Source organism: Saccharothrix ecbatanensis, assembly GCF_014205015.1.
GTDB lineage: Bacteria > Actinomycetota > Actinomycetes > Mycobacteriales > Pseudonocardiaceae > Actinosynnema > Actinosynnema ecbatanense.
The window spans coordinates 7,555,803-7,580,027 of the sequence record NZ_JACHMO010000001.1; the positions used below are offsets into that span (position 1 = coordinate 7,555,803).

A 24,225-nucleotide genomic window follows, 5' to 3' on the forward strand; every position below is an offset into this window, starting at 1 on the left:
GTCAGCGGCCGACCGGGATGCCGCTCTGCTCGGCCCAGGCGGCGACGTCCTCGCGTCGCAACGCGGTCGCCAGCAGGTCGGGGAAGCGGTCCGGCGTGCAGGCGAACGCGGGCGCGCCCAAGTCCGACAGCCGGGCGGCCAGCTCGTGGTCGTAGGCGGGCGTGCCGCTGTCCGACAACGCCAGCAGGACGACGACCGTCACACCGCTCTGCACCAACTCGCGGACCCGCCGTTGCAGCTCCCGCGCGACACCGCCCTCGTACAGGTCGCTGATCAGGACCATGACGGTGTCGGTCGGGCGGCGCACCAGCGACTGCCCGTACGCCACCGCGCGGTTGATGTCCGTGCCGCCGCCGAGTTGGGTGGAGAAGAGGAGGTCGACGGGGTCCTTCAGCTGCTCGGTGAGGTCGACGACCTCGGTGTCGAACACGACCAGCTTCGTGTCGACGGCCTTCAGCGAGGCGAGCGACGCGCCGAGGACGGCGGAGTAGACGACGGATTCGGCCATCGAACCGGACTGGTCGACCAGCAGGATCACGTCGCGCAGGGAGGCCTGTCGGCTGCGCCGGCTGTTGCCGACCAGGTCTTGCACGACGACCGTGCGCTGGTCGGGCTGGTAGTGGCGGAGGTTCTTCCGGATCGTGCGATTCCAGTCCACATCGGACAGACGCGGGCGGCTCGTGCGCCGGGACCGGTCGATCGCGCCGTGGACGGCGGCGAGGAGGCGGTCGGCGAGCTTGCGCTCGATGTCCTCCACCACTTTGCGGACTACCGCGCGGGCGGTCTCGCGGGTGCGTTCGGGGATGGCGCGGGACAGTGAGACGAGCGTGCCCACCAGACTGACGTCCGGTTCCACGCTGGACAGCAGTTCCGGTTCGAGGAGGAGTTGGCGAAGCCCCAACCGCTCCACCGCGTCGCGCTGCATGACTTGGACGACGGAGCTGGGGAAGTAGGTGCGCACGTCACCGAGCCAGCGGTGGAGCACGGGCGACGACCCGCCAAGCCCTGCGCTGCGTTTGCCACCGCTGGAGGGCGCATCGTCACCGCCGCCGCCGTACAACCCGGTCAACGCGGAATCCCGCCGCTGATCGTCAGAGCTCAGCGACCCAAGATCACCAGCCGCCCCACCCAACAACAACCTCCACCGCCGCTGCCTCTCGGCCGCGATATCTTGCGTCATGCCCCACCCCACCCATCCCCGGTCGCCGAAGGCCCGTACTCACACCATCGGGTGATCATCGCCAAAATATGTACGGAAACACCGTTACCGCCCCTCGGTTAAGAACCATGAGGAACCCCGCCCAACCACCCCTCTCAGGTCACCCCCTCACACCACCCGCTGCCCAACCCACCGCCAACGCCCGCCGGCTACTCCGCTTCGAACGTCCCAGCCACTGGCACACCGCCACCGCCACCGCCACCGCCACACCGCCACCGCCACACCGCCACCGCCACACCGCCACCGCCACACCGCCACCGCCACACCGCCACCGGCACACCGCCACCGGCACCGCCACCGGCACCGCCACACCGGCATGTCCGCGCTCGCGCATGTGCCGGGCCGTCGTGAACAGGCCGTCGTGAACAGGCCGCCGTGAACAGGCCGCCGCACGTCACGTGCTGGCCGCCAACAGGTCGCGCACGTGCCCCACGAGCCGTGCCGCCAACTCCTCGTCCCACTCGCTCGAAGCCGCCGCACCACCCGCCGCCGTTCCCCTGACCCGGTCGCCGAGCATCCGCCGCTCCGGCGGGCTGAACTCGCCCACCGCCCGCCGCAACAACGGCAGCGCCGCCGCGAAATCGGCCCCCGACAACCCCGTCAGCCACTCGTCCACCACACCGAACAGCCGCGAATCCGCCGTCAGCAACGACGCCGACCCACGCAGGAACCCGGCCACGAACGCCGTCGCGCCGGACGCCAGCGACACCGCCCGGTGCAGGCGTGCGGCTACCTCGTCCGAATCGAGCGCACCCGTCTCCCACAGCAGCCGCGTCGCCCGACCCGTCGGCAGACCGTGTGCGTCCGGCATCCTGACCAGCGATTTCAGTGCCCGCTGCCACGTGTCCCGGTGCTCCTCATCGGCCGCCAACCGCACCGCGTCGTCCGCACCCTCCACCGCCTTGACCGCACGTTCCGCCGTGTCCTCATCCACCCCCCGACACGCCAACGGCAACCCGACCGCCCCCCGCGCCAACAACCCGTGCAACGCCACCCGCAGCAACTCCGGGTCCGTCCCGCGCACCGAGCCATAACGCACCGTCGTCGCCAGGTCCGGCAGCGCGGCCAGCAGCTCCAACGCATCCGTCGCCGCCGCCGCACACCGGTCCAGCGCCTGACGTGACGCCGCGACCGCCTCCGGGATCTCGCACCCGACCGACCGGCTCAGCGACTCCGCCGCGTCGACCACCCGCGTCGCGTCCCCCGCCCCCGTCACGAGCACAGTCCGCGCGGCGGCCTCGACCGTCGTCCCATGCCGAGCGGCCACCGCTAGCGCTACCTCGAACTCCGGCTTCCAGTGCAGCTGCCACGCCTCGGCGAACGTGCCCAGCGTGCGGGTCGTGTCCGGCGTCCCCCACGGCACGTCCAACACCTCCAGCCGCCGCAACAACTTCGACCGCTCCCGATCCGTGTCCTTCCGCAGGTCCAGACGGATCGGCTTGGCCAACGCACTCGCGGGCAGCCGCAGCCGCTTCCGCAACCGCGCCAAGTCCGCGGCCAGCGGCGACGTCGGCACGTCATCCCCGACCTCACCCAGCCGCTCACCGACCACCAACTGCTCGTGCACCAGCCGCAACGGCGTCGCGTCACCCCCGCACAACACCGCCAGCGACGCCTCCATCACCTCCGACAACCCCGGCGACGGTCTTCCCCGCATCGCCGCCAACGCGTCCGCCAGCCGCACGGCCTCCACCGCACTCGCCGTGGACGCCGGCAAATCCTCCGCCCGCAACACCGCGCACGCCTTGGCGAACCACCGCGGCACGGCGTCGCCTCGTTCGGCGCACTCCCACAAGTGCGCGTACCAGCCCGGCGAGTCGATACCCGCGCCATAACCGGACGCCGACGCCAGCCGACCGTGGCTCCACGGCACCCACGTGCCCGAAACCTTCTTGCGCGGCAAGCCTTTCAGGGCTGCGGCGTCGACCGAGGCGGGCGGCAGGGTGCGCAGCGCGGGCACGTGCCACGCACCGGCGACCACCGCGATCGGCCCCTCCACGTCCTTCAACGCCTGCCGCACGTTCTGCCGCATCGCCGCCTCACGGCGCAACGTCCGCGCGTCCACCTGATCGGCGAACTCCTCGCGCAACGCCCCCATCGCCTCGGCGACCGCCTCGGCCAGGTCCTCGGGATCGGTGTGGTGCTCGACCACGTCCTCCCACCAGCGCTCCGGGTCGTCGAAGCCGGCTGCCTCCGCCAGCGTGCCCAAAGGGTCGAGGGCTGCCTTTGGTCCAGCGTCGGGGGCGTCGGGGGCATCAGGGGCATCGGGGTCCGGGGGCTCGCCGAGCGACGCGGCGGCCGGTAAGTCGAAGAAGCGCACCGGCACACCGTGGGCGTGAGCCCACTTCATCGCCCGCCACTCCGGCGAGAACTCCGCGAACGGCCAGAAAGCGGCCTGTGACGGTTCTGCCTCGTCGTGCAGCAACAACGCCACCGGCGGCGTCAGGTTCGGCACGTGGGACAGCAGGGCGTCACCCTCCGGCGGCCCCTCGATCAGCACCACCTCCGGCCGCACGGCCTCCAGCGCCGCCGCGACCATCCGCGCCGAACCGGGACCGTGGTGCCGGATGCCGAGCAGCGTCACCCGCTCGGGCAAGGGCTGTTCGCGCGCCATCAGCCCACCGCGTCCTGGCACGCCCGGTACAGGTCGCGCCACTCGGCCCGCTCCTTGACCACCGCTTCCAGGTACTCCCGCCACGCCGCCGTGTCCGACACCCGGTCCTTGACCACCGCGCCGAGCAGGCCGGACGCCACCTCGTCGGCGGTGATCGTGCCGTCGCCGAAGTGCGCCGCCAACGCCATGCCGCTGGTCACCACCGAGATCGCCTCGGCCGTGGACAGGCTGCCGCTCGGCTTCTTCAACTGCGTCCGACCATCCACAGTGGACCCGTTGCGCAGCTCGCGGAAGATCCGCACCACCCGGCGCACCTCCTCCAACGCGGGCGGCTCGGCGGGCAGCTGCAACGCGCGGCCGAGCTGCGCGGAGCGGGCCAGCACGATCTCCACCTCGGCGTCCTCCGTCGCGGGCGGCGGCAGGACGACCGTGTTGAAACGCCGGGCCAGCGCCGACGACATCTGGTTCACGCCCCGGTCGCGGTCGTTCGCGGTGGCGATCACGGTGAACCCCGCCACCGCCTGCACCTGGATGCCCAGCTCCGGCACCGGCAGCGTCTTCTCGGACAGGATCGTGATGAACGAGTCCTGCACCTCGGCGGGCATCCGGGTCAGCTCCTCGACGCGGGCCACCGCGCCGGTGCGCATCGCCGTCATGATCGGGCTCGCCACCAACGCCGCCTCGGACGGGCCCTCGGCGATCAGCCGGGCGTAGTTCCAGCCGTAGCGGACCTGGTCCTCGCCGGTGCCCGCGGTGCCCTGGACGGTCAGCATCGAGTTGCCGCTGACCGCCGCCGCGATGTGCTCCGACAGCCACGACTTCGCCGTTCCCGGCACGCCGACCAGCAACAACGCCCGGTCGGTTACCAGCGTGCCGACGGCCACCTCGACCAGCCGCCGGTCGCCGACGTACTTCGGCGTGATCACCGTGCCGTCCGGCAGCGTGCCGCCGAGCACGTACGTGACCACCGCCTGCGGCGACATCCGCCAGCGCGGCGGACGCGGTCGGTCGTCCGCCGCCGCCAAGGCCGCGAGTTCCGCGGCGTACTGCTGTTCCGCGGCGGGCCGCAGCACGGATTCGGTGGTCACTGGCTCTCCTCCTGGTGGTTGAACGCCTCGCGCAACTGCATGCGCAGGCGCAGGACGTCGAGTTCGGCGGTGTGCACGGGCCAGCGCTCGGTGATGCGGGCCCAGTTCGCGCCGAGCACCTCGGCGTCACCCCTGGCCAGCAGCACGGCGGGCGGCCGACCGGCGAGCCACCTCGGGTCGCGCATGCCGGCGTAGCAGTCGAGCAGGGCGGCGGTGGCGTCCGCGCTCCACGGTCCGGGCAGCTGCGAGCAGGCGTGGTCGAGCAGGTCGTAGTTCCACTGCCGCGACACCTCGACCACGGTGCGCGCGGCCAGTTCGGCGGGCAGGCCGCTCAGCATCTCCAACTGCTCCATGCCGGTCAGCGACCGCGTCGCCGCGACCGCCCACGGCCGGGCGTCGTCGGCCAGCTTCAGGTTCTGCGCCACCCCGCGCAGCAACGCACTCGCCCACGGACCGCGGGCCAGCTCGGCGGCGGCGCCCTCGTCGTCGGTGTCGAGGCGGCTGGTCCAGTGCTGCGGCGGAACGCTCGCCGCCGCGCCCCTGATCCGACCCGCGACACCGGCCTCGGAACCGTCTTTCAGCAGGTCACGGGCCTCGTCCGGCTCAGGCGAGGAATCGGCCCACAGCTCGTCGCTCTGCACGTCGAACCCGTCCGCGGTGAGCCACAGGCCGCGGTGCAGGCGTTCGGCGGCACGGTCGGCGAGGGCCGAGGCAGGCAGGGTGCGGAGGAGGCGCAACGCCTCGTCGTGGACGCCGATCGCCCGGTCGGCCAAGGCGCGTTCGAGGAGCGGTTCGTCGTCCGGGCCGAGGTTCGCTTCCAGTGCGCTGACCAACACTTGGCGGTCGGTGGCACGGCGCTGGACCTCGAACTGGGCGGCCAGGAACTCGCGGGTCTTCACGCGGTCGCGGTTGCGGGCGCGGCGCAGGGCGTCGAGGCGGGACCTGCCGGGCAGGTCGAGGGCCTGCTCGAGATCGACCTCTTCGGTGACGGCGCCGGTAGCGGCCCATGACCAGGCAAGCCGGATCGTCGCCAGCCAGCGGCCGCGGTCTCCTAGGACGGCGGCGACGGCCGGGCGCAGGCCGGGGTGCGCGGTGCCCAGGCCCAGCAGGGCGGGCAGTTCGCGGTGGTCGGCGACCACGCGCGCGGCCCTGGCCATGCCGCACCACTCCGTGAGCAGGATCTGGTCGTCCAAGGCGACGATCTGGACCAGGACGGACCTGGCTGTCGGGTTGGCCCGCGCGTCGTCGGACCCGGGGGCGGCGGGCAGCAGTGGGGCGTCGACGACCGGCGGCAGCTGGGCGCCGTGGGCGGCTACGCCGAGCGCCGCGACGCGGTCCAGCAGGTCGGTCGGGGTGGTGCCCGCCCGGTGTGCGCCCACCAGCGCCGCTTGCACGACCTCGTCCCATTCGTTGTGGAGGGTCATCCGAGGACCTCCGGTGCGCTGCCCGGCGAAGCGACGGCGCCCAAGCGCAGTTCACGGCCGTTCCACAGACCCCACGCGTCGAACGGAGCGCCGCCGGTCAACGCCAGCGCCTGGTCCAGCGCCAAGTCCGACCGGACCGGAACCCCGCGGCCCGTCGCGTCCACCAGATGCCTCGTGTCCTCGGTGACCCGCACCGACGCACACCCCAGCGGGTGCAGGCGCGCCCACGGATCGGCCTTCAAGAACTCCTCCAACCCCGCCAACGCCGCACGCCACGACTCCGGCGCGGGCACCGGCTCAGGCTGCCGCTCGACCAGCAACTCGCCCACGGCCACCCGGTGCGGCGGCACGTCGGGATACGGGTGCAACACGCCCTGCACCTGCACGCCGTGCGTCAACGGCAGCACCGGCCGCGCCCCGCCACCGGCATGCCGCACCCCCACGACCCAGCCGTGCGAACGCCCCCAGATCCACTGCCGCACGGTCCGCACCAAGCCGTCATCGGACTCCAGCCTCAACAACGGCACCCAGTGATCCGACCAACCCGGCCCGGCCCGGACGTCCTCCTCGGCCACCGAAAAACCCAGCCGCCGACGCACCACGGGCGAAGGCGACTCGGCCGACCGCGCCAACAGGTGCAAGCCGCCCAACCGGTCGGCCGCGTCGTGCGCCCACCGCGCCCCGCCCGCCGCGACGATGCCGTGCACCTCGTCCACCGCCGACGCCAGCCCTTTGGCCTGCGCGTCGACCATCCGTGCCCCGATCGAGTGCCACCACGCCGCGTCCCTTGCGGGCAACCCGGCAAGCCCGGCGCCCGCCACGTCGGCCAGCCAGTCGGTCAGCCCGGCCACCCCGGCCCGCACCGCGTTCTCCCTGGCCAGGGCCGTCTTCTCCTTGGCCTTGGCCCGCCGCTCCACCGCTTCCGGCGACTCGTCGGCAACGGCCGGAACGGCGGCGCGGTTGCGTCGGCCCAGCCACTCGTTCACCCAGTCGGGCGTTTCGGACGCGGGCAGCGGCTCACGCGCGTCACGCAGTTGCAGCGCCAACGCGTGCTTGCACGGGAACTTGCGCGACGGGCACGAGCACTTCGTCGCCCGGTCACCCAGGTCGACGCACACCTGGTACGGGTTCTTGCCACTGCCCTTGCACAGGCCCCACAGGGCCGTGTCGCTGCGACCCGTCCCCTGCCACCCGGAGGACCCCGCCAGCCGGGTGGCGCTGCTCGCCACCTGACCGTCCGGGGCCTGCTCCAGAAGCGCTTGTGCGTCCATGCCGGCAGACGTTAGAGGCACCCACCGACAATTAGTCGATCACCTGGTCCGAGCGCGGTCGTCAATCCAGGTCAGGACCGCGGCGAGCCCAGGACCAGGCGTACTTCGGGTCCTCGGACGCCACCGCCGCCTCACCGAGCTCCAACGGCCGGAACGTGTCCACCATGACCGCGGTCTCGTCGAAGTAGTCCACCCCGAGCGACGCCTCGACCGCCCCCGGCTGCGGCCCGTGGGTGCAACCGGACGGGTGAAGGGACAGCGAGCCGATGCCGATGCCCGACCCCTTGCGCGCCTCGTAGTCACCGCCGACGTAGAACATCAGCTCATCGGAGTCCACGTTCGCGTGGTTGTACGGCACCGGGATCGACAACGGGTGGTAGTCCACCTTGCGCGGCACGAACGAGCACACCACGAAGTTCGGCCCCTCGAACGTCTGGTGCACCGGCGGCGGCTGGTGCACGCGGCCCGTGATCGGCTCGAAGTCGCGGATGTTGAACGCCCATGGGTACAGGCAGCCGTCCCAGCCCACTACGTCGAACGGGTGGTTGGCGTACGTGAACCGGGTGAGGCCGGCGCGGTGCCGCACGAGCACGTCCACGTCCTCGCCGTCCACGATCAGCGGCTCCAGCGGCCCGCGGACGTCGCGCTCGCAGTACGGCGAGTGCTCCAGGAACTGCCCCTTGCCGGACAGGTACCGCTTCGGTGGTCCGATGTGTCCGCCGGCTTCCAGCACGAGCAGGTTCATCGGCCGGCCCGGCACCACCCGATAGGTGCACGACGTCGGCAGCACCACGTAATCGCCCTCGGCGACCGGCAGCGCGCCGTAGATCGTCTCCACCACACCCTCACCGGACTGCACGTACAGCAGCTCGTCGCCGGCCGCGTTGCGGTACAGCGGACTGGGCGCGGTGGCGGTCACGAAGGCGATCACCACGTCCGCGTTGCCGAACAGGACGCGCCGCCCGGTGACCGCGTCGACGTCGGAAGAGTCCCAGGTCAGCGCGGGTGTGCGGAAGTGCCGCGGCTTCAGCGGGAGGTTCGGCGCCAACGCGCCGCGCGCCTCCTCGACGGTGACCGCGTCGACGATCGCGGTCGGCAGGTGGCGGTGGTAGAGCAGGGCGGAATCGGCGGAAAAGCCCTCCACGCCCATCAGCTCTTCCGCGTACAGCCCGCCCTCCGGTGTGCGGAACTGCGTGTGGCGCTTACGGGGGATCTCACCCACCTGGCGGTAGTACGCCATGGCTCACTCCGGGCGTTCGATAGTCGGACATCTTTGTTCATTGACCGGTACGCCACTAGCGTGTCAGCCGTGTCAAGCGCCTTCGAACTCCGTGCGCCCGGTCCACGCGGGACTCCGCCCCTGCTCGCGCGGCTTGTCGACGACGCCGCACTGTTCCCGCCGGGCAGCGCGGCAATGCCCGACGCGATCCGCGGCCACCTCGACGCACGCGCCGGGGAATGGGCCGGTGCGGTGGGGTTGTTCCTGTGCCCCGCGTCCCGACTTGCCGAGCTCATCACCGAGTTGATCAAGGTCAAACCGGTGAAGCCGATCGCCCTGTCACTGGTCATCGACACGGGCCTGGGCGGTGTGCCCAAGGCCGTGTCGATCGTCGAATCCCGCAGCGAGTTGCTGGCGCTGCGGATGGTCGAGATGCCCGCCCCGTCCGACGTGGACGAGGTGTGGCTGGAACGCGTCTCCGAGTTCGTGCCCGAGGACGTCATCAGGGTGGTCGAGCCGAGGCGGGGCGGCGCCGAGTGGCTGGACGGCGTCCGTCGCGTCATCGAGCACGGCAGCTGGCCCAAACTGAGGTGCGGAGGAGTCAGCAAGGAGAACTTCCCCAGCGTGGACGAGGTCGCCGACTTCCTGGCGGTGGTGAGCGGCGGCGGCGTGGCCTTCAAGGCGACGGCCGGGCTGCACCACGCCGTCCGGCGCACGGACGGCCAGACCGGTTTCACCCACCACGGGTTCCTCAACCTGTTGGTCGCCACCGCGCGCTCGCTGTCCGGCGGTGACGTGCGTGAGGCGTTGTCCAGCACGGACGCGGTCGCGTTGGGCGAAGAGGCCAACGCGTTGTCCGACCAGGCCGCGCACGCCGTCCGCGGTGTGTTCGCCTCCTACGGGTCGTGCTCGCTGGACGAGCCGATCGCCGACCTGGAGGAGCTGGGTCTGCTGTGAGCTGGATCGACGACCCTGAGTTCACCGCCGACGCGCCGTTCGGGCCGCAAACGCTGCCGTACGGCGTGCTGCCCGGCGGTGTCGCGGTGCGGGTGGGCGACCAAGCCCTGTTGCTGCGCGGACTGGCCCTGGGTGAGCGCCTGGAGCCCTTGGCGGCCACGGGGACGCTGGACGCCCTGCTGGCGGCCGGACGGCCCGCGTGGAGCGAACTGCGGGCGCGGCTGGTCGAGATCGTCTCGGCCACGTCCGCGCCGCGCGGGGCGGAGCTGGTGGCGTTGGACGGCGCCGTGCTGCCGTTCACCGTGGCCGACTACGTGGACTTCTACTCGTCGCGGCACCACGCGGAGAACGTCGGCCGGATCTTCCGACCCGACGGCGAGGCGCTGCTGCCGAACTGGACGCACCTGCCCATCGGCTACCACGGGCGGGCCGGGACGGTCGTCGTGTCCGGCACGCCGGTCGTCCGGCCGCACGGGCAGCGGCGGTCGTCGTCGGGCCCCGTGTTCGGTCCCACGGGCCGGTTGGACATCGAGGCCGAGGTCGGGTTCGTGTGCGGCGGGCCGGTCGCGTCCCGGCTGACCCCGTCGCAGGCCGCCGACCACGTGTTCGGCGTGGCGCTGGTCAACGACTGGTCCGCGCGGGACATCCAGGCGTGGGAGTACCAGCCGCTCGGGCCGTTCCTGGCGAAGTCGTTCGCCACGTCGGTCTCGGCCTGGATCACGCCGTTGGAGGCGTTCGCGGTGGCCCGCGTGTCGCCGCCCCCGATGGGCCACGACCTGCTGCCGTACCTGGTCGAGGAACGGTCCTGGGGTCTGGACATCGACCTGGAGGTCGAGTGGAACGGCACGGTCGTGTCCCGGCCGCCGTTCCGCGAGATGTCGTGGACGTTCGCGCAACAACTCGCGCACCTGTCGGTGAACGGGGCTACGGTTCGGCCGGGCGACCTGATCGCGTCGGGCACCGTGTCCGGTCCCGCCCGCGACCAGCGCGGCTCCTTCCTGGAGCTGAGCTGGGGCGGGCAGGAGCGGGTGGCGCTCGGCGACGGCGAGCGGACGTTCCTGGAGGACGGCGACACGGTGCGGATCACCGCGACGGCTCCGGGTGAGGGCGGTTCGGTCGTCGGGCTGGCCGAGGTGGTCGGCACGATCGCGCCCGCTCGGGAGAGGTAGAGCGCGTGGTCAGACCTGATCCCCGCGGCCGGCTGCCGGCGCCGGCTTCCAAGGAGAGCTCGCTGACCCTGGAGCGGGGCTTGGCGCTGCTCCAGGCGGTGGCGGACGCCGAGTCGGAGGCGCCGTCGATCAGCGAGTTGGCGGCGGCCATCGGCGCTTCGCGGGCCGCCGTGTACCGGCTGCTGGTGCCGTTGCAGTCGCGTGGGCTGGTGCGGCGCGAGGGGTCGAAGGTGCGGCTCGGGCTCGGGGTGCTGCGGCTGGCGGCGAACGTGCTGCCGCAGCTGCGGATGGGCGCGCAGCCCGCGTTGCGGACGTTGGCGGAGACGGTGGGCGCGACCTCGCACCTGACCGTGGCCGACGGGACCGAGGCGCAGGCGGTGGCGGTGGTCGAGCCGTCGTGGACGGCGTACCACGTGGCGTACCGGGTCGGGTCGCGCCATCCCGTGCACCGGGGTGCGGCGGGCAAGGCCATCGGGCTGCCGCCGGAGGGGCGGCAGTGGGTGCAGTCGACGGGCGAGTTGCAGCCGGGGGCGTACGGGGTCGCGGCGCCGGTGCGCGGGGTGCCCGGGTTGCGGGCCAGCGTGGGCGTGGTGGCCCTGGAGAAGCTGGAGGGTGACGTCGTCGGGCCGCACGTGGTGCGGGCGGCTCAGGAGGTCGCTGACGCGTTGCGTTGACGCACGGGCCGTTGGATGGCTCGAAACGCCTCGCTCGGGTGATCAAGCGCGGCGAATGCACGGGCCTGCGCCGGACCGGTGGTCAAGGGGTGCCGAGCACCCGGAGCAGGCTGGTGCGGAGGGCTTTCGTGGCGTCCTCGTAGGACATGCCGCCGGCCTCGACCTCTTCGCTCGCCGCGTGGCCGAGCTTCACCGTGACGGCGACCAGCCAGCCGGCCGACAGGCCCGCGTCGAACTCGCCCGTCCCCTGCCCCCGCCGGATCACCCGACCCACCCGGTCGGCGACGGGGGCGTGGCGCTCGTGGTCGGTTTCCGGGCTCACCGGCAACGAAGCGATCGCGCGCAGCAGCACCGGGTAGCGCCAGACGGTCCGCAGCCCGGCTTCGACCAGCCGCAGCAACGCGTCCGCGGCGGGACCGGTGTCGAGGTCGGCGGCGTCCATCGCCTCGATGGCCTCCTCGGTGACGTGGTCGACCACGGCCGCCAGCAGCCGCTCCCGTGACGGGAAGTGCGCGTACACCGTCTGCCGCGTCACGCCCGCCGCCGTGGCGATGGCCTCGACGCCCGCGTCGGGGTTGGCGTTGAGCAGCCGGACCGCCGCGTCCAGGATCGCGGCCCGGCTGCGTTGGGCGTCGGCTCGGCGGTTGCGTGCCGGAGAGGGAGGCATCCCTTACACCTTGTCAAAGTTGAGATTTGGTGTCATCTTACATCGTGTAAGAGATGCGAGGGGGAGCCGTGAACCAGACCGTCACCACCGACCCGAAGCAGTTCATCGCCGACTTCTTCAGCTCCTTCACGGACGACATCGTGAACAGCGAAGAGGACGCCGAACTCGTGGTGGACCGCTACCACACCCGCGACGTGATCCAGTTCGCCGACGGCAACCCGATCGACCGGGACAAGCTCGTCGCGCACGTCCGCCCGGTGCGCAAGAAGAAGCCCGCCACACGCGTGGAGGTGCACGACGCGCTGGCCGACGGTGACCGGATCGCCGCCCGGTACACCCTGCACGTGATCAGCGGGGGCAAGACCCTCGCCATCGACGTGCAGTTCTTCGGCCGGTTCACCCCGGACGGACGGATGCGCGAAGGGCACATGCTCACCCGCAGCCGGGACTAGCTCGCCCGCAGCCGGGACTAGGCCACGACCGCCTGCCACAGCGCGAACACGGCGAACGCGGCGAAGACGCAGCCGCTGACCCGCTGGATCAGGTGCGTGGGGATGCGGGTGGCGAGCTTGCGGCCCACCAGGACCGCGATGGCGGCGACGGTGGTCAGGGCCAGGAACGCGCCCAGACCCACGAACACCGGGCTCGCGTACCGGGCCGACAGGGCGGCCGTGGCCAGCTGGGACGCGTCGCCCCACTCGGCGGCGAAAAGGACGCCGAACGACGTCAGCGCGGCCCGCCAGAACGTGACCTGACCGGGTCCGGTGGACGCGCCGTCGACCTCGTCGGAGTCCTTGGCGAAGCCTTCCTTCAACAGCAGGAACGCGCCGACGCCGAACAGGACCGCCACGATGCCCGCGACCACGCGATCGGGCAGCAGGGTGAGCACGCCGCCGAACGTGGCGGCCACCACGCACTGGATCGCGAACGCCGCCGTGACGCCCGCGAACACCGGCCAGGCCCGGTACCGGGTGGTCAACACGAGGGTGGCCACCATGGTCTTGTCCGGCAGCTCGGCAAGGAAGACGATGGCGAAGGCCGTCGCCAATGCGATGAGTTCAGGTGCCACGGGAACCTCCGACGTCCGAAATGGAACCCGGACGGAGGCAGCACGACCCCGACCGGGCGTGGTGCGCTGCCCGGCCGGAGGTCTCGTTCGCCCGCTCGTGAAAGCGGGTGAGGGACCGGATCCGCGGTGAAGCGGATCAGTATGTCGATCCTCTCGCCCCGGTCGTGGTGACCCGGGGGAACTACTCCCCTCTGGCGCCTTCATCCTACCCCGTGCACCCGTTTGCGCTGGACGTGACGGTGCGCACGGGCGGGGCGGCACGGTGGGCGATCCGGGACCTTGGTCCTGGTCCAAGGGGGACCCTCGTACCTGAGGCAGGACCCCGCGGCGGACCTACGTTCGATCCGTGGACGTCCTAGACCTGGCGCGGTGGCAGTTCGGCATCACCACCGTCTACCACTTCCTGATGGTGCCGCTGACCATCGGGCTCTCCCTGCTCGTGGCCGGGATGCAGACGGCGTGGGTGCGCACGGGCGACCGCAAGTACCTGGCGATGACGAAGTTCTGGGGCAAGCTGCTGCTGATCAACTTCGCCATGGGCGTGGTCACCGGCATCGTCCAGGAGTTCCAGTTCGGCATGACGTGGAGCGCCTACTCGCGCTTCGTCGGCGACGTGTTCGGCGCGCCCCTGGCCATGGAGGGCCTGGTCGCGTTCTTCGTCGAGTCGACCTTCCTCGGCCTGTGGATCTTCGGCTGGGACCGGCTGCCGAAGAAGGCCCACCTGGCCTGCGTGTGGGCGTTCTCGCTGGCCACGATGGCGTCGGCGTACTTCATCCTGGCCGCGAACTCGTGGATGCAGCACCCCGTCGGCGTCGAACTGGTGGACGGGCGGGCGCGGCTCACGTCGATCTGGGAGGTGCTGGGCAACAACACCGTGCTGGCCGCGTTCCCGCACACGATCTTCGGCGCGTTCGCGGTCGCCGCGTCGTTCCTGGTGGGCATCGCGGCGTGGCACTTGTGGCGGCACACCGACGAGGGGCCGGTGTGGCGCGCTTCGGTGAAGGTGGGCACGTGGGTGGGCGTGGTGGCGTTCACCGGGCTCGCGATCAGCGGTGACCAGCAGGCGAAGCTGATGTTCGAGCAGCAGCCGATGAAGATGGCGGCGGCCGAGGCGTTGTGCCACACGGAGTCGCCGGCGGCGTTCTCGGTGTTCGCCATCGGCGACGTGACGCGGCCCGACTGCGAGAACGTCAAGAGCATCACGGTGCCGGCGCTGCTGTCGTTCCTGGCGCACAACGACTTCACCACCGAGGTCAAGGGCATCGAGGAGCTGATCCCGCAGTACCAGGAGAAGTACGGCGCGAACTACCCGGTGGACCCGCGGCTGGGGGAGCTGTCGGGGATGCCGATCGACTACGTGCCGAACCTGCCGGTGACGTACTGGGGCTTCCGGCTGATGATCGGGTTCGGGGCGATCGCGGTCGGCGCCGGGCTGGTGATCCAGTGGCTGGTCCGGGGCGGCCGGGTGCCGCGAGGGCGGTGGTTCAAGTGGTTGACGCTGGGGAGCGTCGCCACGCCGTTCTTGGGCAACAGCTTCGGCTGGATCTTCACCGAGATGGGTCGGCAGCCGTTCGTGGTCGTGCCGAACCCGGGTGGGGTGGACGGCGTGTGGATGTTCACCGCACGCGCTGTGTCGTCGTCGACACCGGGGGAGGTGTTGACGTCGCTGGTCGCCTTGACGCTGGTCTACGGGGTGTTGGCCTGCGTCGAGGTGTTCCTGATCCGGCGGTACGTCCGTGCGGGGATCGCGGGCGTACTGCCGGATGACAAGTCCGGTTCCGATGAGGACGCCCGGTCCGAGGCCGACGACGTCCTGTCGTTCGCTTACTGAGAGGGGGAGCCGTGGAGACGTTCTGGTTCTGCGTGATCGCCCTGCTGTGGCTGGGCTACCTGTTCCTGGAGGGCTTCGACTTCGGCGTCGGCATGCTGCTGCCCGTGCTCGGGCGGTCGGACGACGAACGGCGGGTGCTGATCAACACCATCGGGCCGGTGTGGGACGGCAACGAGGTGTGGCTGCTGGTCGCGGTCGGCGCCACGTTCGCCGCGTTCCCCGCCTGGTACGCCGCGCTGCTCAGCTCGGTGTACCTGCCGCTGGTGCTGTTCCTGCTGGCGCTGATCGGGCGCGGGGTGGCGTTCGAGTACCGGGGGAAGGTCGACTCGGCGCGGTGGCGGCGGGTGTGGGACGCGGTGATCGTCGCCGGGTCGTGGACGGCCGCGCTCGGGGTGGGGCTGCTGCTGTCGGCGACGGTGTTCGGGATGCCGCTCGACGCCGCCGGTGACCGGGTCGGCTCGCCGTTCGCGTCGATCCGGTGGGAGACGCTGCTCGGCGCGGTGGCGGTGGCCGGGTACGCGTTCGTGCACGGCGCGGTGTTCCTGTCGCTGAAGACGGAGGGCGAGGTGCGGGAACGGGCGCGGGCGCTGGCGTTGAGGGTCGCGCCGTTCGCGCTGCTGCCGTTGCTGGTGCTGCTGCTGACCGTGCAGCTGCGGTTCGGGTCGACGTGGACGTGGGGCGCGTCGATCGTGGTGGCGCTGGCCGCTTTCGGCGCTTACGGACGGCTGGTGCTGCGGCGCGAGGGGCAGGCGTTCGCGTTGATGGGCGTCACGGTGGCGGCGGCGGTGGCCGCGTTGTTCGGCGCGCTGTACCCGGACGTGCTGCCGTCCACTTTGGACCCGGCGTGGTCGTTGACGGTGGCGGGCGCGGCGTCGAGCCCTTACACGTTGACCGTGATGACGTGGGTGGCCGCGTTCGGCACGCCCGCGGTGCTCGTGTACCAGGGATGGACGTACTGGGTGTTCCGCAAGCGCGTCGGCACCCGGCACATTCCTCGGGTGCACGTGCCGTGAACTTCCCCGGAGCCCCTTCCGCCAAGAAGCCGGGGAATGGCCCGCTCGGCGCGCTGCCCGCGCTTTCGCGCTCGGCGCGCCGGGCGTTGGCCCTGTGTGCGGTGTTGGCGGCGCTGACGGCGGTCGCGTTGGTGTGGCAGGCCGTCGCGTTGGCGTCGGCGCTGGTGACCGGCGGGTCGTTGTGGGTGCTGGCGGGCGCGGTCGTGGTGCGGGCCGGGTTGGCCTGGGTGACCGAGTCGGTGGCGGCACGGGCGGCGGCAGGCGCGAAGGAGGAGTTGCGGGCGGCGGTGCTGGACCGGGCGTTGGGCCTGGGACCGGCGTGGATCGAGGCGCGCGGGCCGGCGTCGTTGGCGGTCGTCGCCACCAGAGGGCTGGACGCCCTGGACGCGTACTTCACCCGCTACCTGCCCGCTCTCGTGACGACGGCCGTGGTGCCGGTGGCGGTGGGTGGGTGGATCTTCGCCACCGATCCGACGTCGGCGGTGCTGATCGCGGTGACGCTGCCGTTGATCCCGGTGTTCGCGATCCTGATCGGCCGGTTCACGTCGACTCGGGTGGCCGCGGCGGCGTCGGCGTTGGAGCGGTTGTCGGAGCGGCTGGCGGAGTTGGTGCGGGCGCTGCCGGTGCTGACGGCGTTCGGGCGGGCGGCGGCTCAGGCGTCGGCGGTGCGCGAGGTCGGCGAGCGGTACCGGCGGGCGACGATGGGGACGTTGCGGGTGGCGTTCCTGTCCGCGTTGGTGCTGGAGATCGTGGCGTCGCTGTCGGTGGCGTTGATCGCGGTGGGGATCGGGCTGCGGCTGGTGTCGGGGGAGATGACGCTGGTCACGGGCCTGATCGTGCTGATCCTGGCGCCGGAGTGCTACTTGCCGCTGCGTGCCGCGGGGGCGGCTCACCACGCGTCGGAGGACGGTGTGGAGGCGGTGCGGCGGGTCGCGGAGATCCCGACCCCTGCCGCTCCCTCCCGTTGTGAGGCTTCGGAGGGGGTGGAGGTCCGGGATCTGCGGGTGCGGCGGCGGGGGCGGTTCGCGCCGGACGGGGTGAGCTTCCGGGTGCGGCCCGGTGAGGTGCACCGGCTGGACGGGCCGAGCGGTGCGGGCAAGTCGACGCTGTTCGGGGTGCTGCTGGGGTTCGTGCCGGCGGACGGCGGGTCGGTCGTGGTGGACCGGTCGGCGATCGCGTGGGCGCCGCAGCGGCCCGCGTTCGCCGGGCGGACGGTGGCCGACGAACTGGAGTTGACCACCGGCCGGGTCGATCACGACGTGCTGGCGTCGGTCGCCGCCGATCACCTGGTGGCACGGCCGATCGCCGAACTGTCGACCGGTGAACGGCAGCGGGTCGCGGTGGCGCGTGCGCTGACGCGGGTCCGTGACGGCGCTTCGGTGCTGCTGCTGGACGAGCCCACGGCGCACCTCGACCCGGCCACGGCCGCCAAGGTCATGGCCGCTGTCCAACAGGCGGCGGACGACGGTGCGGCGGTGGTGCTGGCGACTCATCGGCTGGTCGGTGAGTCGCCGGCGGAGGTGGCGGAAGGGCGTGCGGTCTCGCGGGTCGTCGACCGGCCCCGGTCGCCTCGGTCGCCTCGACCCACTCGTCGGGTGTTGGCGGGGGCGTTGCTGGGCACGGCGGCGTCGTTGAGCGGGGTGGCGTTGACCGCGTTCGCGGCGTACCTGATCGCCAAGGCCGCGACCCAGCCGCCGATCCTGACGTTGTCCGTGCTGGTGGTGGGCGTGCGGACGTTCGCGCTGGCCAAGGGGGTGCTGCGGTACCTGGAGCGGCTGGTGTCGCACGACGCCGCCTTCCGGTACGCCGAGTCGTTGCGGGTGCGGCTTTGGCGAAGCCTGCGGCCGGGGCGGGCGGAGCTGACCAAGCTGGTGGACGACGTCGACACCGTCCGCGACCTGGTCCCGCGCGTCCTCCAGCCGCCGTTGGTGGCGTTGGGGGTGTCGGCCGCCGCGGTGCTGTTGTTCACGATCATCGAACCGGTGGCCGGGTTGGCGCTGGCGGTGGCGCTGGTCGTCGGCGGGACGTTGGCGCCGGTGGTCGCGGTGCTGACCGAACGGCGTGCCACGGCGGTGCTCGCCAGGGGGCGGCGACAGGTGTCGGAGCAGGTGTTGACGCTGCTCACGGCCGCGCCGGACCTGATCGCGTTCGGGGCGGACGGCAAGGTGCGCGCCGAGTTGGCCCGGCAGGACGCCTCGCTCGCGCGGTCGGCCCGGCGGCAGGCGCTCGGTGCGGGTGCGGCGGTGTGCATCGTGCACCTGACGACCGGGTTGGCGTCGGCGGTGTGCATCGGCCTGGCCGGTGGCGTCGACCCGTTGTTGGTGCCGGTACTGGGTTTGGTGCCGCTCGCGTTGGCCGAGGTGCTGAGCGCCCTGCCCACGGCCGCCCAGCACCGGGCCGCGTTGCGCGAGTCGTACGGGCGGATCGTCGACCAGTCGCCGGGGGTGTCGTCCGGGGGTCGGGTCGAGCGGGTGGCGGTCGGCGGCGCGGTCGGGCTCGAAGGGGTGACGGTGCGGTGGCCGGAGAGCGCGGAACCGGTGCTGGAACGGGTGTGCGTCGACCTGCCGGCCGGCGCCAAGGTGGCCGTGGTGGGGCCGTCCGGCGTCGGCAAGTCGAGCTTGTTCGCGCTGCTGCTGGGTTTGCTGGAACCCGAGCGCGGGATGGTGTGGCGGCCGGACCGGGTGGCGTGGTGCCCGCAGGAGCCGATGCTGGTGACCACAACGGTCCGGGAGAACCTCCGACTGGGTGATCCTCGGGCGGACGACGCGCGGTTGCTGTGGGCGTTGGAGGTCGCGGGTTTGCGGATCGGCCTCGACACGGTGATCGGTCCCACGCTGCTGTCCGGTGGGGAGGCTCAGCGGGTCGCGTTGGCGCGGGCGCTGTTGTTCGACGCGGATCTGGTGTTGCTGGACGAGCCGACCGCGCACCTGGACGAGCCGGCCGCCCGCGCGTTGCTGACCCGGTTGGACGACGTGCTGCGGGACAAGACGGTCATCCACATCACCCACCGGCCGGCTGAGGCCGACCGCGCGGACCTGGTGCTGGACGTCGGCGAGGGGCGGATGCGGGCCAGGGCCTACCGTTGACCACCGTGGACCCCGCCCGCGTGCTCGCCGCGTCGACCGAGATCACCTCGGCGGCCCTGGCCGGTGACGACCCGGACGCCGTGCTGCCGATGGTGGTGCGCAGCGCCGTCGAACTCGCCGGCGCGGACCTCGGGTTGGCCATGGTCACGGCGGACGACGGCACGTTGACCGTCGAGGCGTCCTCGGGGGACGACGATCCGGTGGGCGTCGTGCTGTCCAGCCGTTCGTCGGCCGCACGGGCGGCGCGGACCGGTGTGCCGGTGGTCGCGGACGACTTCACCACCGACCCCCGCACGGCTCCGTTCGTGCCCAAGGCGTTGCGGGGCTACGGGCCGTTCGCCGTCGCGCCGTTCGGGACCGCGGAACGCAAGATCGGCGCGCTGGCCGTGTACCGGCGCAAGGGCGCGCGGCCGTTCAGCGCGGACACCGTCGAAGTCCTCGCCGCGTTCGCCGCGCAGGCCGGGCTGGCGGTGGTGCTGGCCGAGGGGTCGACGGCGCGTCAGCGGGTGGCGGTGTACCAGGAGCGGGAGCGGATCGCGCGCGACCTGCACGACGTGATCATCCAGCGGCTCTACGCGACGGGTGTGCAGCTGCACCTGCTCGACCGGCGGCTCAAGCTGGAGGGGCGGGAGGCGAAGCGGCTGGCGGACGCCGTGGACCAGCTCGACCAGACCATGGCGGAGGTCCGGGCGACGGTGCGGGCGTTGCGCAGTGCGGACCCCGGCAAGCCCGGTGACGTCGACCTCAAGGGTTCCGTGCTGGCGGAGGCGCGGACGGCCGGTGAGCTGCTGGGTTTCGAGCCGGAGGTGCGGACCGAGGGCGACGTGGCGGACGTGCCGACCGACCTTGCCGACCACGCCCGTGCGGCGTTGCGGGAGGCGTTGTCGAACGTGGTGCGGCACTCGGGGGCGCGGCACGTGGGCATCGCGTTGCGGCGGACACCCGATCGGCTGGACCTGGAAGTCACCGACGACGGCTGCGGCATCCCGCGCGGGGTCGCCAAGCGAGGGCTGCGGCACCTGGAGGAGCGGGCGTTCGCGGCGGGCGGCGGCTGCGAGATCACCTCGTCACCGCGCACCGGCACGACGATCACCTGGCACGTGCCGCTGAGCCGTTGATCGGTCAGGGCGACGACCTCTGCGACCGGGCCCTTAGAGCTGTGCGACCGTCCACAGGCGACCGGCTTGTCCACAGGCGACCGGCTTGTCCACAGGTGACCGGCTTGTCCACAGGCGCGCCCCACACCGCCGTGATCTGTCGGACCGAGCCGGCAGGATCAAAACAAGGGCTCCCCTTGGCGGGGGGACCTTTGCCCAAGCATGACCGCTCAGCGGAGCGTGCGCGGCTAGCGGGAGCATGACCGCTCAGCGGGGTGCGCGGCCGGCGGGAGCATGACGGCCGACGTCAGCGCGAGCGGCGGGCCAGCCACGCGGCGGCTTGGGTTCGGCGTTCCATGCCCAGTTTCGCGAGCACCGCCGTGACGTAGTTCTTCACCGTCTTCTCGGCCAGGAACAGGCGTTCGGCGATCTGGCGGTTGGTCAGGCCGTCCCCGATCAGGTCCAGCACCCGCCGTTCCTGCTCCGTCAACGCGTCCAGCACGTCCACCTCGACCGGCCGCCGCATGCGGTCGAGCACCCTGGCCGTGGTCTGCGGGTCCAGCAGCGACCGGCCGGCCGCCACCTCGCGGACCGCGGTCACCAGGTCCTGGCCCCGCACCTGCTTGAGCAGGTACCCCGACGCGCCGGCCATGATCGCGCCGACGAGAGCCTCCTCGTCGTCGAACGCGGTCAGCACCAGGCACTTCGGGCCGTCCGGCAGGGCGCGCAGCCCGCGGCACAGCTCGACCCCGCCGCCATCCGGCAGCCGCACGTCCACCACGGCCACGTCGGGACGCGTCGCCGCCGCCCGGACCAGCGCCTCGTCCACACCGCCCGCCTCGGCGACCACCGAGATGTCGTCCTCGTCCTCCAGCAGTTCGCGCAGTCCCCTGCGCACCACCTCATGGTCGTCGACGAGCAACACTCGCACCGGCACGAACCAACCATAGGTCGAATGCCGGTACCCACCGCGCGCGGTCGACAAGACAGTGCAGGAATGCTGATACGCGCGATCGAGGAAGCCGACCGGATCGTCGTCGGCAGGCTGGTGCTCGAACTGTGGGGCGCGCACACCGCGGTCGCCCACGGCGAGGTGTTCTTCCCTGCGAGCCTGCCCGGGTTCCTGGTCGAGCAGCAGGAGCAGGTCGTCGGGCTGCTGACCTACGCCGCCGCCGACGGACGCCTGGAGATCGTCACCATCGACGCCCTGCGAAGAGGCCGGGGCGTCGGCACCTCGCTGGTCGAAGCCGCCGTGCACCGCGCTCGGCAGATCGGCTGCTCGCGGGTCCGGCTGACCACCACCAACGACAACCTCGACGCCCTGCGCTTCTACCAACGGCGCGGCTTCCGGCTCATCGCACTGCGTCCGGACGCGGTGCGGGAGGCACGTCGCCTCAAGCCGGAAATCCCCAGCGTCGGCGACTACGGCATCCCCATGACCGACGAGCTGGACCTGGAACGTTGGGTCGGTCCGCGCTAGTTGTCCACAGGCGCCAGCCAGGCTGTCCACAAGTTGTGCACAACTACCGCTAGCGGCTGGGCAGCGGGCTGAACACCTCGTCCCACGCCGCCGCGACCTGGCGCGCGCACGTGGCCGGCGCGACCCCGCCGACCCCCGTGCCGAGCCCCGGCATGGCGATCGTGCGGATCACGTCACGCAGCGGGCGGCCGTCGTCCAGCCGCCCGCCCAGCCACAGCCGCAGCACGGCCCGTGCGGCCAGGTACGGGTGCACGGTGTCCTCGGGCAGGTGCTCGCCGGGCAGGCGCATGGTCGGCGCGCTGATCAGCCACTCCGGCTCCGGCTCGCCGGTCGGCACGACCAGCGCCTCGCCCACCGGCACCTCACCGCCGTGCAGCCCGAGCACGGCACTACGCACGTTCCCCTCGACCTGGGGGAACGCCCGCGCGTAGACCGCGTCGATGCCTCCGCGCATCCAGCCGGAGGAGTTCGCCGGGCTCACCACGGCCTCGGCGACGATGTCGAGCACCGAGCCCCGGTGCACCTCGACGCCGGTCCGACCCCCGGCCACCGCGAGCCAGGCTCGGGCGAGCGGTTCGTCGACGGCACACAACACCAGACGGGGAACTGCTGCCGGAGCGTTGATCTCACCCTCCGTATCGGCGGACACGGACACCAGCATTCCAGGAGAACCGGTTGCTGCGGAACGGGGGAAGCCACCCGCCAGGCGGGTGATCCTCGCCTCAACGACGATCACCGGACGTGTTCCTCGTATCGTTGCGGCCGTGCTCGCCTACTTCGGACCGCCGGGAACCTTCACCGAGCAGGCCGCACGCGGCTTCGCCACTCCGCAGCAGGAGCTGGTGCCGTTCGACACGGTGCCCGCCGCCCTCACGGCCACCCGCCGCGGTGAGACGCAGTCGGCGTGCGTGCCGGTGGAGAGCTCGGTCGAGGGCGCGGTGCCCGCCACGATGGACGCGCTGACCGAGGGCGAGCCCCTGGTCGCGGTGGCCGAGGCGGTGCTGCCGGTGCGGTTCAGCGTGTTGGTGCGGCACGGCGGCGGTCCGGTGCGCACGGTGGCCAGCCACCCCCACGCGTTGGCGCAGGTCCGGCACTGGCTTGCCGAGCACCTGCCGGGCGCCACCGTGGTCGCCACGACGTCCACGTCCGCCGCAGCGCGCGCTGTGCTGAACGGCGAGTTCGACGCGGCCGTGAGCGCGCCGGTGGCCGTGCGGCACTACCCGCTCGAGGTGCTGGCCGCAGACGTGGCCGACGTGCGGGACGCCAAGACCCGGTTCCTGCTGGTCCGCCGACCGGGCACGCTGCCCGAGCCGACCGGCCACGACCGGACGTCCGTGGTCTGCACGGTGCCCGACCGGGTCGGCGTGCTGTCGGACCTGCTGAGCGAGCTGGCGCTGCGCCGCATCAACCTGACCCGGATCGAGTCGCGGCCCACCAAGGGCCGGCTCGGCGAGTACCGGTTCTACATCGACATGGACGGGCACGTGGCCGAGCCGCGGGTGGGCGACGCGCTGGCCGCGCTGCACCGGCACTGCCCGCAGACCCGGTTCCTCGGCTCGTACCCGAAGGCGGAGCCGGGCGGCCCGGTGGCGGGCAACGAGGAGTTCGTGGCGGCGGTCGAATGGGTGGACAAGGTCCGGAGGGGGCAGGGCGCGTGAGGTTGATCCTGATCAGACACGGCGAGACGGCGGCGAACCTGAAGATGGCGCTGGACTCGCTGCCACCGGGCCCACCGCTGACCGAGGCCGGGGTCGCGCAGGCCGCCGCGTTGGCCGAGGCGTTGGCGGGCGAGCCCTTGGCGGCCGTCTACGCCAGCACGGCGGTGCGCGCGCAGCAGACCGCGGCGCCGGTGGCGGCGGCGCACGGCCTGGAGGTCGAGGTCGTGGAGGGCGTGCAGGAGATCTTCTGCGGCGACCTCGAAGGACGGCACGACCGCGAGGCGTTCGAGATCTTCATCGCCACCATCAAGAAGTGGGCCGAGGGCGACCTGGACGTGCCGCTGCCCGGTGGTGAGAGCGGGCGCCAGACGCTGGACCGCTACCTGGCCGCGGTGGACAAGATCTCCGCGAAGCACGCGGACGGCGACACGGTGGTGCTGGTCAGCCACGGCGCGTCGCTGCGGATGGCCGCGCTGGCACTCGCCGTCAACGTGCGGCCCGCGCTGGCCGAAGCCGGCCTGCTCCCCAACACCGGCCGCGTGGTGCTCGAACGTGAGGCGGACGGCTGGCGCTGCACGTCGTGGACCGGCGTGGACGTCGACGCGGGCTAGCCGACCCGGTGAGCGGCCCGACGGGAAGGTCGGGCCGCGCTGGTCGGCGCGAGCCGGCCGACCCGGTCAGGGCCCGAC

At 72.3% G+C, this 24,225-nt stretch carries 22 protein-coding genes; 11 read left to right on the forward strand and 11 right to left on the reverse strand.

Translation table 11 applies throughout. From position 1 onward, the window contains the following. Nucleotide 1: 1 nt before the first annotated feature. From F4560_RS33030 to F4560_RS33060, 7 genes are all read right to left on the reverse strand, one after another. On the reverse strand, nt 2-1,180 hold the full coding sequence (locus F4560_RS33030; protein WP_184926829.1) for a VWA domain-containing protein: 1,179 nt from the start codon (nt 1,178-1,180) through the stop codon (nt 2-4). A 139-nt stretch (nt 1,181-1,319) separates the two neighbouring features. Further along, entirely contained in the window at nt 1,320-1,553 is a 234-nt protein-coding gene (locus F4560_RS33035) for a hypothetical protein (protein ID WP_184926832.1), read from the reverse strand. A 60-nt stretch (nt 1,554-1,613) separates the two neighbouring features. Then, complete coding sequence (locus F4560_RS33040; RefSeq protein WP_312869622.1) at nt 1,614-3,875, reverse strand: DUF5682 family protein; 2,262 nt, start codon at nt 3,873-3,875, stop codon at nt 1,614-1,616. Continuing rightward, nucleotides 3,833-4,921, reverse strand: a complete 1,089-nt coding sequence (locus tag F4560_RS33045; RefSeq protein WP_184926834.1) for an ATP-binding protein — start codon at nt 4,919-4,921, stop codon at nt 3,833-3,835. Before F4560_RS33045 ends, F4560_RS33040 begins: the two co-directional genes overlap by 43 nt. Beyond that, on the reverse strand, nt 4,918-6,345 hold the full coding sequence (locus F4560_RS33050; protein WP_184926836.1) for a DUF5691 domain-containing protein: 1,428 nt from the start codon (nt 6,343-6,345) through the stop codon (nt 4,918-4,920). The genes F4560_RS33045 and F4560_RS33050 overlap by 4 nt, the downstream gene beginning before the upstream one ends. Further along, nucleotides 6,342-7,616 carry an SWIM zinc finger family protein gene (locus F4560_RS33055; protein ID WP_184926838.1) on the reverse strand — a complete coding sequence of 425 codons (1,275 nt, stop codon included), beginning with the start codon at nt 7,614-7,616 and terminating at the stop codon, nt 6,342-6,344. Before F4560_RS33055 ends, F4560_RS33050 begins: the two co-directional genes overlap by 4 nt. A gap of 61 nt (nt 7,617-7,677) precedes the next feature. Next, nucleotides 7,678-8,856 (reverse strand): homogentisate 1,2-dioxygenase, encoded by a 1,179-nt coding sequence (locus tag F4560_RS33060; protein WP_184926840.1) that lies wholly within the window; start codon nt 8,854-8,856, stop codon nt 7,678-7,680. A 69-nt stretch (nt 8,857-8,925) separates the two neighbouring features. On the opposite strand from F4560_RS33060, the gene F4560_RS33065 reads away from it, so the two are divergent. Genes F4560_RS33065 through F4560_RS33075 form a run of 3 tightly spaced genes read left to right on the forward strand, consistent with a single transcriptional unit; the run spans nt 8,926 to nt 11,635 of the window. After that, the gene (locus tag F4560_RS33065; RefSeq protein ID WP_312869623.1) at nt 8,926-9,792 is read left to right on the forward strand and encodes a hypothetical protein; all 867 of its coding nucleotides are present in this window, start codon (nt 8,926-8,928) and stop codon (nt 9,790-9,792) included. Next, on the forward strand, nt 9,789-10,961 hold the full coding sequence (locus F4560_RS33070; RefSeq protein ID WP_184926842.1) for a fumarylacetoacetate hydrolase family protein: 1,173 nt from the start codon (nt 9,789-9,791) through the stop codon (nt 10,959-10,961). Before F4560_RS33065 ends, F4560_RS33070 begins: the two co-directional genes overlap by 4 nt. A gap of 5 nt (nt 10,962-10,966) precedes the next feature. Beyond that, complete coding sequence (locus F4560_RS33075; protein WP_184926844.1) at nt 10,967-11,635, forward strand: IclR family transcriptional regulator; 669 nt, start codon at nt 10,967-10,969, stop codon at nt 11,633-11,635. Between the two features lie 82 nt (nt 11,636-11,717). Here F4560_RS33075 and F4560_RS33080 read toward each other — a convergent pair whose 3' ends face one another. Then, nucleotides 11,718-12,302, reverse strand: coding sequence for a TetR/AcrR family transcriptional regulator (locus F4560_RS33080; RefSeq protein WP_184926846.1), 585 nt, complete (start codon nt 12,300-12,302; stop codon nt 11,718-11,720). A 68-nt stretch (nt 12,303-12,370) separates the two neighbouring features. On the opposite strand from F4560_RS33080, the gene F4560_RS33085 reads away from it, so the two are divergent. Beyond that, nucleotides 12,371-12,754: a nuclear transport factor 2 family protein gene (locus F4560_RS33085; RefSeq protein WP_312869624.1), complete on the forward strand. Its 384-nt coding sequence runs from the start codon at nt 12,371-12,373 to the stop codon at nt 12,752-12,754. Between the two features lie 17 nt (nt 12,755-12,771). On the opposite strand, the gene F4560_RS33090 is transcribed toward F4560_RS33085, so the two are convergent. Next, complete coding sequence (locus F4560_RS33090; RefSeq protein ID WP_184926848.1) at nt 12,772-13,371, reverse strand: TMEM165/GDT1 family protein; 600 nt, start codon at nt 13,369-13,371, stop codon at nt 12,772-12,774. A 346-nt stretch (nt 13,372-13,717) separates the two neighbouring features. Between F4560_RS33090 and F4560_RS33095 the strand changes: the two genes are divergently transcribed. From F4560_RS33095 to F4560_RS33110, 4 genes are read left to right on the forward strand one after another with little or no spacing between them, the layout of a single operon-like run. Then, nucleotides 13,718-15,202, forward strand: a complete 1,485-nt coding sequence (locus F4560_RS33095; RefSeq protein ID WP_184926849.1) for a cytochrome ubiquinol oxidase subunit I — start codon at nt 13,718-13,720, stop codon at nt 15,200-15,202. An 11-nt stretch (nt 15,203-15,213) separates the two neighbouring features. Further along, nucleotides 15,214-16,215, forward strand: a complete 1,002-nt coding sequence (cydB, locus tag F4560_RS33100) for a cytochrome d ubiquinol oxidase subunit II (RefSeq protein WP_184926850.1) — start codon at nt 15,214-15,216, stop codon at nt 16,213-16,215. Continuing rightward, complete coding sequence (cydD, locus tag F4560_RS33105; RefSeq protein ID WP_312869625.1) at nt 16,212-19,301, forward strand: thiol reductant ABC exporter subunit CydD; 3,090 nt, start codon at nt 16,212-16,214, stop codon at nt 19,299-19,301. The genes cydB and cydD overlap by 4 nt, the downstream gene beginning before the upstream one ends. Continuing rightward, nucleotides 19,298-20,419, forward strand: a complete 1,122-nt coding sequence (locus F4560_RS33110; protein WP_184926852.1) for a GAF domain-containing sensor histidine kinase — start codon at nt 19,298-19,300, stop codon at nt 20,417-20,419. Before cydD ends, F4560_RS33110 begins: the two co-directional genes overlap by 4 nt. 286 nt (nt 20,420-20,705) lie before the next feature. On the opposite strand, the gene F4560_RS33115 is transcribed toward F4560_RS33110, so the two are convergent. Continuing rightward, a complete protein-coding gene (locus tag F4560_RS33115; RefSeq protein ID WP_184926853.1) occupies nt 20,706-21,335 on the reverse strand; it encodes a response regulator in 630 nt (209 codons plus the stop codon). Between the two features lie 60 nt (nt 21,336-21,395). On the opposite strand from F4560_RS33115, the gene F4560_RS33120 reads away from it, so the two are divergent. Then, a complete protein-coding gene (locus F4560_RS33120; RefSeq protein ID WP_184926854.1) occupies nt 21,396-21,878 on the forward strand; it encodes a GNAT family N-acetyltransferase in 483 nt (160 codons plus the stop codon). Nucleotides 21,879-21,927: 49 nt separating this feature from the next. Here F4560_RS33120 and F4560_RS33125 read toward each other — a convergent pair whose 3' ends face one another. Further along, nucleotides 21,928-22,539, reverse strand: a complete 612-nt coding sequence (locus F4560_RS33125) for a macro domain-containing protein (RefSeq protein ID WP_184929541.1) — start codon at nt 22,537-22,539, stop codon at nt 21,928-21,930. Between the two features lie 103 nt (nt 22,540-22,642). On the opposite strand from F4560_RS33125, the gene pheA reads away from it, so the two are divergent. Both pheA and F4560_RS33135 read left to right on the forward strand, forming a co-directional pair. Further along, a complete protein-coding gene (gene pheA, locus F4560_RS33130; RefSeq protein ID WP_184926855.1) occupies nt 22,643-23,536 on the forward strand; it encodes a prephenate dehydratase in 894 nt (297 codons plus the stop codon). Beyond that, nucleotides 23,533-24,147: a histidine phosphatase family protein gene (locus tag F4560_RS33135; RefSeq protein WP_184926857.1), complete on the forward strand. Its 615-nt coding sequence runs from the start codon at nt 23,533-23,535 to the stop codon at nt 24,145-24,147. Before pheA ends, F4560_RS33135 begins: the two co-directional genes overlap by 4 nt. Nucleotides 24,148-24,225 lie beyond the last annotated feature (78 nt).